Genomic DNA, 11310 nt, shown 5'->3' with positions numbered 1-11310 from the left:
GTTATCTTGCACCATGTGAAGCATGCTTGGGACACAGAAGAAGGGCAATTCATCACGTCCTTGAAAGAACGTGTTTCCTTGCCCTAATTCAAAAAAAGACCGCGATCACTCGCGGCAACCAATTGCATTGTTAGTTATCGTCTTCGTCTTTATCGATTGGCTCGTTTGACTCGTCATCATCGTCGTCATCATCCGAGTCATCATCGTCGTCATCATCGGCGCTGAAATCTGCGTCTGTGGTGTCGTCGTCTTCCTCATCGTCATCGACATCTGTATCGGCGAATTCGGCCAACTGTCCTTCGATTCCATCTGGCAACGCGTCATTTGTATCATCCGTGTCGTCGCTGTCATCGTCGTTGGCCGCGGCGTCATTGTAATCGTCGCTGTCGTCGTCAGAATCATCGTCATCATCGAAGTCGTCGTCGAGATCTTCGTCTTCCGGATCATCGTCGTTGTAGTCGATCACATCGTCGTCATCTGCAACGTCGGCCAAGAAGGCATTGACCTTCTTGCGCTTCTTGTGACGCGGTGCGTCTTCTTCGTCTTCTGGATGGTTGACCTCTTCATCAACGGATTCGTATGGGTACCACGAACGCAGCCCCCAGACATTATCGCCAAGTGAGATGAAGCCGCCATCATCGTTCAGGTCGGTATAAAATTGTGGCAAACGGCCGCGAACTTCTTCATCGCTTTTTCCCAGAAAACTCTGGATCTCGTTCACGATATCGACGAAAGGCATGGTGTCACCTTTCTCCTCGAGAATGGCGTGTGCCACCTCGATCATGGACAGTTCTGATTTGTTCGCATCGGCAAATACGTCAAGTTTCAACCGGTACACGCCCTTTCAACAGTCTATTCCAAATAATACGCGCTCAAGCATTAAAAAGCAACCGCATGCGGTAGTCGCCGACGTGCTGGTTCTGGGCAAATAGTTGGTACTCGATATAGATCTCACCGGCCAAAGGCGCCGTGGTCATTCGCACATCCAGGCGCGGCGTCACCGTCTCCACTGGAATCACCCCAAATGGCGTGCGGTATTGCGTGAGCACGCGGCGCTCATTGGCAAAATGCAACTTGAGCTCGATGTCATCGTTCGCACTGCCGCGGGACAATTGGACCTCCCCGTTGCCGCGCAACTTGAGGGTCACCGGATAATTGGTGCCGGCCTCTTTGTCTTCTTCGCGGTAGCGGATGTAGAGGGTATCATTGAGCTGGACGAGTGTGCCCGGTTCGTCGAAAACGTGGTGTTCGGTGTCCCCGTCTTGTGTCACAAATGTTTCTAGATGGATGCTGATCGGCACCCCATGCGTCATGTCCAAATCGCTCACCCTTTCTCTTCCTTATTATACCTTATTCGGTCAAGATGGCAGAAATTGCGACGCGCCTGTTTCTAGTTGAAAAATTCAAATGGAGGCACACGGGTGTGCTCCGGGGAGAAATGGCTGGAACGCTCCCAAGTGACTTTAAGCCCGCATAGATCGCGGTCTTAAAGTTCACTTTCGTTGTAAGCGGCACAGCCGCTGACAACGACGAGGGGGCTGAGCCATTTCTCCCCTCCGCACACCCTCACATCCAGCATTCAAATGTTTGTCAGGAAACTTGCTGCGCCGCAACTTCGGCGTATCTTGGACCAATGAAAAATGCATTTCGGATATGCAATCGTGATTCACGATGAACCACAAAATGTCTGACAACCACTCGCCCCAAATGTCGAAACGTGGTCGCAATTGCGTGTCTATATGATTGAGCAAGCAGTACACGCCACAAACTGCTGGTGCTCCAACCCACTGCACCCCGTTTCCAGCACACTGTAGGCGACGCCTCGGCCTATCTGAGACTGGCATTTCCGCTTTTCTCAAATCACGGCGCCACAATGACTAGACACAACACCCAGCTGGGGCAAACCTTTGCCCACAAACTTTATGGACGCATCAACTACTCAATAGTGGAAAACATGCGCAAGACGGTCAATTCAGTACTGGATTCAGGGTGGGCTCCGGCCAGAAATGGCTCGCTTCGCATGTCTTGGCGTAAGGCATAAATGCCTAACGCCAAGAGCAAGCCCCCTCGTCGGCGTTAGCGGCTCTGCCGCTTACGCCGAAAGTGAGCTTTATGACCGCGCACTTTGCGGGCATAAAGTCACTTGTCCGCTCTACTACGGTCGCCAGCCAATTTCTGACCGGAGCTCACCCGGGGCGTTTACACGATCGCACTCCCGATTATCCAGAGTTTTCCCCTATTGAACCCGGTTTATCAGGCAAAAGGTGGTGGCAGCGTGGGCTGCTTCCTCTATAATAGGAAGCGTAACGGAAAGGTGGGGCGACTGTGGAGATCGCTGGCCAAACAGTTGGGGTGCTGCGGCAGGACTTTGCGCCCGGGCAGGCTCAGCTGAGTTTTGCCCATACGAATGCATTGCTGATGCGGCCGCTGGCGTTGCCCGATGTGATCGCGCATTTTTGGACCGCGACTGATACCGTGATTCTGGGTCTACTGGATCAAAGGTTGCCGGGCATCGCACAGGCGCGCCAGGCGCTGGCGACGCAGGGTTATGACTCGTTTTTCCGCAACTCAGGTGGGCTTGGCGTCGTCGCAGATGCCGGCGTGCTGAATGTGTCGCTGTTCGTGCCTCCTGCCCAAGCGCCAACGATCACGGCCGGCTATCAGCTGATGGCCGACTGGATTCAAGAAGCGCTGCCCGAATGCGCCGTTGAAATCGGGGAGGTGCCGCATTCCTATTGCCCCGGGAGTTTTGACCTCAGCATCGCCGGCCGCAAATTCGCCGGGCTGGCCCAGCGCCGCAATAGCCGCGGGGTGGCCGTGATGGCGTATCTCAGCGTCGTCGGCGACCAACTGCACCGCGGCCAGGTGATGCACGATTTTTACCTAAACGGAAGTGGGACGCCGCCGACTTATCCGGAGGTGCAGCCCGCCACCATGACGACATTGGCCGATGAACTGACGGTGCCGCTAACGACGACCGAACTGATTGCCCGGCTGGTGGCGGTGTTGAAAAAGGATGGCGCCCGCATCGACGCCAGTTTGCCGAATCGATTGCACGACCCGGCCTACCAAGAAGCACTAGCCAAAGCGGCGACACAACTCGCCGCGCTCAATGAATAAAGGAGAGAACTCATGGCACTTGAATTATTACCGCGCGAAAAGGTGTTTCGCGACCCGGTTCATAATTATATCCACGTGCGTTATCGCGTGATTCTCGATCTGATCGACACGCCGGAATTTCAGCGGCTGCGGCGCATCAAGCAGTTGGGCGTGGCAAGTTTTGTTTTCCAAGGCGCCGAGCACACCCGCTTCACGCACAGTCTGGGGGTCTATGAGATCACCCGGGAGATCTGTGACAATTTCGCCATCAATTACCCGAGCCAAACGCCGGGCGATGGCTTGTGGGATGACAGTGAGCGGCTCGTCGCGGAATGTGCGGCCCTGCTCCACGACATCGGGCACGGCCCGTATTCCCATACGTTCGAGCACATTTTTGACACGGACCACGAGGCGATCACCCGCCGCATCATCACGGATCCGTCGACCAACATCAACCGCATTTTGCGGAACGTCGACGAGACCCTGCCGGAAAAAGTGGCCAGCGTGATCGACCATACCTACCCCAATCCCCAGGTCGTGCAAATGATTTCCAGTCAGATCGATGCGGACCGGATGGATTACCTGTTGCGCGACGCCTATCACACCGGGACCAATTATGGCCTGTTCGACCTGACCCGGATTCTGCGCGTGATGCGGCCTTACAAAGATGGCATCGCGTTTGACGCCAATGGCATGCACGCGGTGGAAGATTATATCGTGTCGCGATTCCAGATGTATCAACAGATCTATTTTCATCCGGTCAACCGCGGGATGGAAGTCGTCCTGATGCGTCTACTTGAGCGGGCGAAAAAATTGTATGAGGCTGGCCGCTTCGACAGCGCGTACAATCCGCGGCTGTTGATTCCGTTTTTCGAGCATGAATTCGATCTGGCGGATTACCTCAAGTTGGACGATGGCGTGCTCAACACCTACTTCACGTACTGGCTGGATTATCCCGATGGGATCCTCGCCGATTTCGCCGGCCGTTTTTTGAACCGCCGGCCACTTAAATCCGTCAGTTTCACCGATGACACGGCCAAGCTCGTGCCAATTTTGCGGGAGCTGGTCGATCAAGCCGGCTTTGACCCGGATTATTACACGGCGGAAAATGACAGTTTTGATCTGCCCTATGATCAATATGATCCATCCAGCGCCAATCCCAAGACACAGATCGAGATCATGCAAGATGATGGCACGCTGGAAGAACTCTCCACATTATCGCCACTGGTCGCGGCCATCAGCGGCAAGCAGACCGGCGACAAGCGACTCTATTTTCCAAAGGTGATGTTGTCGACGCATGAGTTTGACTTGTTCGCCGGCACGTACCGGGCATTTCAACGCTACGTCCTCAACGACAGCCTGATCGATCCGGGACCGGCGGAAAGTGACTGAGGGGGCGTGGGCCCTGTCCTATGCCGCTGACCACAAAAATAGAGCTGAGGAATCACCTCAGCCCTGAACGCCGCGCTGCCTCACCATCCCGCGGGCCTACGCATCCTTTTCCAGTTGAGCTTCGGCCCGCATGGTGAGGTCATCTAGTCGACTCGTGCACTCGGGGACAAGGAACGTCCCCAAGCGCCCAAGCCGAACTAGCTGCCTCACCATCCCGCGGGCCTACGCATCCTTTTCCAGTTGGGTTCCGGTGCGCATGGTCGAGACATCTAGGTACGCCCATCACTCGATGGCTAAAAGCGCCATCAAGCGCTGGACTAGCCTAGCTGCTCGGCCATAAACGCGCACCTCCACACCCTTACCTCACTGTGCGTTCTTTCCTGCCAGCCACTGGGCGACGCCGTAGCGGTGGGTTGGGCGCTTAAGTTCGGCGGCCGCGCTGGTCAGCGGCATCAACATCAAGGTGTTGAAGTCCTCCAGCGGCGACTGGACGATCTGAATATTGGAACAGGCATAAAAAGTCGCTGGATGATAATACGCCGTTTCGCGATGATGGGAATAAAAATATTCCGTGGCACGGCCCAGCCGCTGTCCGATATCGACTTTAATGCCGAATTCTTCCATCAGCTCACGGGCCAAGGTCTCCTCATCCGACTCGCCGGCTTCGACCTCGCCGCCCGGCAAAAACAGGGCATGGTTCGGCGCGCCGAGCACCAACAGCCGCTTACCACTTTGATCCGGAATCACCCCATACACCCCGACTCGCAATTTATAATCGAGTTGGGGGTCGTGTTTGCCAAAGACTGGATCGGTCATATTGTCCCTCCTGTCGCGGCCGCAGCCACTATTTACTGTCAGTATACCGATTTGTTTTACCAGAAGGAAGTGAGAAAGTGTCTCCGATCACCTGGGGCCTGCTTGCCCTGTTTAGCGTTTTCAGTTTACTGTTCGGGTTCAGTTTTGGCCTCGAGCCCCGCCGTTTGCTCAATGGCTGGCTATTTACCGGCTGGCTATTGGCGCTTCTGGCGCTGGCCGCCGATGTGATTCTTGAATCCGGCAACATGCTTCTCATCGCCGTCACCGGCACGCTGTTCGTCATTTTCGTCCTCGTGATCAGCGTCATCTTCGCACTTCACTTGGTGTGGCTGCTGTGGAACGCGTTTGTCGTGTGGCGGCGCGAGGGGCACAGCCTGGGCAACATGTTGACGCTCCTGCTGGCCGCGGGACTGTTGCTCCTGGAACTTGGCGCGACGATTGGCCGCCAGTATTTGCCCGATCCGCTGTACAACGCGCTTGGCTTTTTCTTCGTGTTCACGATCGCGTATGAGCTCCTGTCGCTGTACAATTTTTTGACGGTGCTGGTCCTTTACAACCTCGTGCGCCCGCGCCATAACAAGGATTACCTGATCGTGCTGGGCGCCGGCTTGCTCAACGGCGACCAGGTCTCCCCCCTGCTGGCGGCCCGCATCAACGTTGGCATCCGCTTTTTCAACAAGCAGGTCAAGCGTGGAAAAAAACGGCCCAAGTTGCTATTTTCCGGCGGTCAAGGCGCCGATGAAAAATTGCCTGAGGGACTGGCCATGCAGCGCTATGCGATAAAGCAAGGCGTTGCCCCTGAGGACACGCTGGTCGAGGACCGCTCGACGACGACCCTTGAAAACATGCGCGACTCCGCGGCAGTGATCGCGCAGGAGAACGACGGCGCCCCGTACAAGGCCGCGTTTTTCACAAATAATTACCACCTGTTTCGCGCCGGCCTCTACGCCAAGGAAGCCGGATTGAGGGCAAACGGCGTCGGCGCCGAAACATCCTTTTATTTCCTGCCCAATGCCGTGATCCGCGAATACCTGGCGCTTGTGATGATGCACAAGCGCAGCCACCTTGTGATCTTAGGCTTGATCACCTTGGGCGCCATCCTCACCTTCATCGGCGGCGCACTGTAACCTAACGACAATAGAGCCGCCATTTCGCATTGCGATCACGCGAAATGGCGGCTCTATTTGATTCACTTATTCTTGCCTCGTTGATGCCAGAACGAATACTTGCTGTGCAAAAGCGCCTTGGCCACCGCCCGATACTCCTGGCGCGGCACATTTTTCGGCGGCCGCCCGCCGAATTCCTGGGCCTCATACACCGTCGTCAACCGGGCCAGCGCCGAGCCGCTTTCCAGGCGGGCGTCCACCCGCGCGGCATAGGCCTGCAAACTCTGGTCGATCGACCGCCGCATCACTTGCCGCATGGTGCCGAGCAGCCAGCGATACCGCCCGGCAAAATTGCGCGTGGTCAGCCCGCGGCCCAAAACCAATAGCAGCAGTGCCGGTAATTTCGGCAGTCCCAGCAACAACCCGAGCACAAGCACGATGGCCAGCGCGATCAGCCAGCCGCCATTCAGCCGACGGGTCGATTGGGTGCGCGCCGTGGCCGTCGAGCTACTAGTCGCCGAAGACGAAGCAGAACTGCTGGACGAGGTGCTGGTACTGCTACTGCTGGAGGTGCTCGCCGCCGCGCTGCTGGATGAGCTAGCGGCGTCATCCGCGGTGGCTTGCGGTTCAGCGGCGTTGTAAAAGCCCGGCGTCGGCTCAAATGGCAACCAGCCGTAATCGCCGAAATACACCTCCGGCCAGGAATGCGCGTTGGCGTTGGTGACCGTGTAGATGCTTTGGCCATTGTCTGCCGTGCCGGTCACACTGCCGGCATTGAAGCCCTTCGCCCAGCGCGCCGGAATGCCTAGCGTCCGCAGCATGATCACCATCGCCGTGGAAAAATTATCGCAGTAGCCGATTCGCGAGGTGAACAGAAAATAATCCACATAATCGCGGCCCTTTGGCGTATTTGGGGTATCCACTTTGGAATAGACGAACTGCGGGTCCATCGAGAGAAAATCTTCGACGGCCTTCACCTTGGCGTACTGCGTGGTCGCGCTTTTGGTCACCTTTTTCGCCAGCGTCCGCACCCGCTTGGGAACGGTGCTTGGCACAGCCAGCTCATCGCTGAAGCCGATCGTTTCCACATCGCCGACCGCCTCGAGTCCCGCGACCGTCACCGGTTTGGCGCGTTGGGTCATTTCCATCCGGGACACCCCACTGTTGAGCAAGCGCTCGCTGTCATTATCAAAATACAGATCACGCCAGGACCCCGGCTCCGAATCCGTGATGGTCAGCTGGCCATAAGGAAGCGGCGTGTACTCATGCCCGGTCTCGGCTGTGATGATCACGCTGGTCCCGTGCGTTGGATACGTCAATTCGGCCGCCTCATCTTCCACCACCAGCCCCGTGGCGTTGCGCCCAAGCGTCCGGCCGTAAGCCCCGCGATTCCAGCGCAGTCGCCGATTGTTCCAGCCGCGGCCTGTGTAATCGGTCTTGACCTCGACGCGCATGTAATTGGCGTCGTCTTCCTGGACCTCCAGCACCTTGGTCGTGTCGTCGTATACCGGCCCGCCCAGCGTCTCATCGTTTTCGGTGAAACCGGTGCGCGCCCCGCGTTGGGCATACGCATTCAATTTTTCAAAAAAGCCGGCGTCGTTGAGGCGATTGCGGACTTCGACCGTCGCGTTGGTGAGGCGGTCATTGAGCGTCCCGGCCAAAAGTGGGAGGCCGCCCGCCACGACTGCGGCGAGCACCAAGGCCACGATGCGTCCGTTGCGGCTGGCCAGGGTGCCGTGCTGCCAAAGCGTCATCAAGAGCACCGCCACCAGCAGCTGCACATAGGCCGCGCGCTGATCCGTCCCGCCGAAGATGGTGACTGCGGTGAGATAGGCAAAAACGGCCAGCGCCGCGATCAGATATTGGCGCCAAACGATCGTGAGCAGGCCCAGCGCGATCGTCAGCAGTAAGACCCACGACACACTGAGGACCGTGGGCATGTCGATACCGCCCGTGGTGAAAAACGAATACCCGGTGGACCACAGGACCGAGGCATACCGCTGCGCCCAGCCCAGCGTCAATCCGCGATCCAGCGGCACCAGGCGCCACAGCCCAATGATCGTGCTGGCCGCGCCGATCAGCACAGGCACTGGCCATCGTTTCGGGCGCAAACTCGCCCACACGATCATCGCCAAATCGATCGCGCCCACCACGTAAAGCACACGCGGCTGGGTGACCGCGTTGATCTCCAGATACGGACCCAGGAAGATCAGGAGGAGCCAGCCGGTAAAGACGGCCGCCAGCCATTTCGTCAGCGCCTTTTCATGCCGCATCGCCGCCACCTCCTTCCACGATCGTCGCCCAACTTCCAGCGGAAATGGTGGCCTGCACGCGCCGGTTTTCCCCGCGCGAAAGCTGAACCAGAATCACCGGCCGTTTTTCGGCGATCGCCCCGAGGCTTGCAACGGTCATCTCCGGACTGGCAAAAATGATGAGGCCTTGTTGCGGCAAGGTGGCCAACTGCCCGACATCGGCGCGGGCCACAGGGGTCAGCGTCGCCAAAGCCGCTCCGGTTGGCACAGGATGAATCGTCTCATCCACCACGGCCGCATTTTGCCAAAGGTCGCCTCGGGTCGACAACGTCACAAAGACCCCCAACAGATTTTCAAACAGTGGCGCGTCCTCGGCTAAAAGCACGCCTTGCCAATGCGGCCGCTCTTCCGGCTCATCCAGGCGCACGATCATTTCGTCGCGCTTGGCCGTCGCCTTCCAGTCGATCGCATTGACCGGATCCCCTGGCACATATTCGCGAAACGCGCGCAGGTCAAAACTCGGCGCATCCCCGCTCGGCGCATTCTGATTGAGCAGGCGCGTCAACACCCCATGCACGGCGCTACTCAGGGCCAGCTCCCGCCGCGGCCCGACCACCAGCGGCTCACGCAATTTCAGCCCGCGCTGTTTTTCTGTCCAGCCAAATGGATCGCCGCACACCACGCGAAGCGGCAACGTTTCATAGCGGCCGCGCGCGAGTGGTTTTGGCAAGGTCGCCTGAATCGGCCGGCCGACATATGCTTGGCGCGCCAAAGTCTGTTTTCCCTGCCGCAGCGCCAGCAATGGGAAAAAGCCGGGGCCGGAGAGGGTCAATTGCGGTCCCGTCGCGTCATCGGCGGCAGTCGTTTCATCGCCATTTGCGCGCAGCGTGCCCAGCGGCCACACCAAACTCAGCGCCAGGATCAACGCGACCACCAACGCGGCATCTGTGACCAGCCAACTGGTCGCGGAATTGAAAATAATGCCAAAACTTGCGATCAGCGCCAAAATGATCAGCGCGGCGCCATTTTTCAGCCAGCTGCGCAGATGCATGGCGTCACCCCCTGGTCGGTGCGGGAATCTGGCGCATCAGATCGCCGAGCACTACTTCCGCCCGGCTCCGCACGCCGGGATGCAGCAGGACGCGATGGCAATAGACCAGCGGCACCAGACGCTGGATATCGTCGACCGTCACATAATCGCGTCCTTCCGTCAAAGCCAACGCGCGGCTGGCACTTTCAAGCGCGAGCACCCCACGCGGCGAAACGCCCAGCCGCATCCGCTCATCCGTGCGCGTGGCCGTGGCGATCTGAAGCATGTACCGAAGTAGGCTCTCACTGATCGTCACCTGCTTCACCGCCTCCTTGAGCGCGGCCACATCCGCGATCGACAAAAGCGGCTCCAGCGCGTTGACTCGCGCCTGCGTATCAGGCCGATTCAGCAGTGACAGCTCCGCATCGAAGGTCGGATACCCGATCATCAGCCGCATTAAAAAGCGATCCAGCTGGGCCTCTGGAAGTGGATAGGTGCCTTCAAAGTCGTTGGGATTTTGCGTCGCCATGACAAAAAAGTCGGCGGATAACTCATGCGTGCGCCCATCCAGCGTCACCCGCCGCTCGCCCATCGCCTCAAGCAGCGCCGCTTGCGTCCGCGGCGTGGCGCGATTGATCTCATCCGCCAGCAAAAAGGTGGTGAACACCGGCCCGGGCTGAAACTCGAATTTTTCCGTGCCCCGATTGAAAATGGAGACGCCCACAATGTCACTCGGCAAAAGGTCCGGCGTGAACTGGATCCGCTGAAAAGGACTGGCCAGCGTTTTCGCCAAGGCCCGCGCCAACGTCGTCTTACCAACGCCTGGCATGTCCTCAAACAAAATATGCCCACCAGCGAGCATTCCCGCCAAAGTCAGCTGAATCACCTCACGCTTGCCCACGATCACGGTCTCGATCTGATCCAAAACGGCATCGATCTGCCGCTTAGCTGCCACACTGTCCATAAGCGCACCTCCAAGTGTCTCTGCCTTTATTTTCATAGAAGCAACACAAGAATGCAAGCGATTGCAATTTTTATATAGGGTGCGGAGGCCCGCGGGATGGTGGGGCAGCTAGTTCGGCCTGGGCGGTTGATGGCGCACTTGGCCATCAGGCGACCGGGACGACTAGATGACCCCACCATGCGGGCCGGAGCCCAACTGAAAAAAGGGTGCGGAGGCCCGCGGGATGGTCGAGTAGCTAGTTTGGCTCGGGTGCTTGGCGGCGCACTTCGCCACCGAGTGCACGAGACAACTAGATACCTCGACCATGCGGGCCGGAGCCCAACTGAGGGTGCGGAGCAGAGCGCTTAGGGGTGGGCAGCTAACTTGGCTCGGGTGCTTGATGGCGCATTTGGCCATCGAGCACCCGAGACAGTTAGATGTCCCACCCCTGCTCGGCGAAGCCTGACTAGGGTGCGGAGCGCGGCGTTCAGGTCTGAGCAGCTAACAGGGTCTGGTGCTTGGGGCCGCTTTTAGCCCCGAGTGCCGGACCCAGTTAGATGCCTCAGACCTGCCGCGCGGAGCCCAACTGAAAAAAGGGTGCGCAGGCCCGCGGGATGGTGGGAAATCGCGGCAAGACAAAAAAGGCCGGCCAGAAATTTCTTCCCGGTCGGC

The 11310-nt window shown here is 58.2% G+C and carries 9 protein-coding genes; 3 read left to right on the top strand and 6 right to left on the bottom strand.

The window, feature by feature from the left end; all coding sequences use genetic code 11:
* Positions 1–130: 130 nt before the first annotated feature.
* Together rpoE and JUE67_RS06195 are read right to left on the bottom strand one after the other, a co-directional pair.
* Entirely contained in the window at positions 131–829 is a 699-nt protein-coding gene (rpoE, locus tag JUE67_RS06200) for a DNA-directed RNA polymerase subunit delta (RefSeq protein ID WP_308440112.1), read from the bottom strand.
* Positions 830–872: 43 nt separating this feature from the next.
* Entirely contained in the window at positions 873–1319 is a 447-nt protein-coding gene (locus JUE67_RS06195; protein WP_125698018.1) for a YwiB family protein, read from the bottom strand.
* Between the two features lie 1006 nt (positions 1320–2325).
* On the opposite strand from JUE67_RS06195, the gene JUE67_RS06190 reads away from it, so the two are divergent.
* Positions 2326–3120: a lipoyl protein ligase domain-containing protein gene (locus tag JUE67_RS06190; protein ID WP_203626440.1), complete on the top strand. Its 795-nt coding sequence runs from the start codon at positions 2326–2328 to the stop codon at positions 3118–3120.
* 12 nt (positions 3121–3132) lie between these two features.
* Positions 3133–4491 (top strand): HD domain-containing protein, encoded by a 1359-nt coding sequence (locus JUE67_RS06185; protein ID WP_203626441.1) that lies wholly within the window; start codon positions 3133–3135, stop codon positions 4489–4491.
* Between the two features lie 363 nt (positions 4492–4854).
* Here the strand turns inward: JUE67_RS06185 and JUE67_RS06180 are convergent, their stop codons facing one another.
* Positions 4855–5307 carry an NUDIX hydrolase gene (locus JUE67_RS06180; RefSeq protein WP_203626442.1) on the bottom strand — a complete coding sequence of 151 codons (453 nt, stop codon included), beginning with the start codon at positions 5305–5307 and terminating at the stop codon, positions 4855–4857.
* Between the two features lie 77 nt (positions 5308–5384).
* Between JUE67_RS06180 and JUE67_RS06175 the strand changes: the two genes are divergently transcribed.
* Positions 5385–6434, top strand: coding sequence for a YdcF family protein (locus JUE67_RS06175; protein ID WP_225877887.1), 1050 nt, complete (start codon positions 5385–5387; stop codon positions 6432–6434).
* A 62-nt stretch (positions 6435–6496) separates the two neighbouring features.
* Here the strand turns inward: JUE67_RS06175 and JUE67_RS06170 are convergent, their stop codons facing one another.
* The 3 genes from JUE67_RS06170 to JUE67_RS06160 are packed head-to-tail and all read right to left on the bottom strand — an operon-like array spanning position 6497 to position 10659.
* Entirely contained in the window at positions 6497–8686 is a 2190-nt protein-coding gene (locus tag JUE67_RS06170) for a transglutaminase domain-containing protein (RefSeq protein WP_203626443.1), read from the bottom strand.
* Complete coding sequence (locus JUE67_RS06165; protein ID WP_203626444.1) at positions 8676–9716, bottom strand: DUF58 domain-containing protein; 1041 nt, start codon at positions 9714–9716, stop codon at positions 8676–8678. The genes JUE67_RS06170 and JUE67_RS06165 overlap by 11 nt, the downstream gene beginning before the upstream one ends.
* A gap of 4 nt (positions 9717–9720) precedes the next feature.
* Complete coding sequence (locus tag JUE67_RS06160; RefSeq protein ID WP_203626445.1) at positions 9721–10659, bottom strand: AAA family ATPase; 939 nt, start codon at positions 10657–10659, stop codon at positions 9721–9723.
* Between the last annotated feature and the right edge of the window lie 651 nt (positions 10660–11310).

Origin of the sequence: Lacticaseibacillus mingshuiensis, assembly GCF_016861785.1 — a bacterium.
Taxonomy (GTDB): Bacteria; Bacillota; Bacilli; order Lactobacillales; family Lactobacillaceae; genus Lacticaseibacillus; species Lacticaseibacillus mingshuiensis.
The sequence above is the reverse complement of the archived record's forward strand: the minus strand, read 5'-3'. Positions and strand labels throughout refer to the sequence as shown.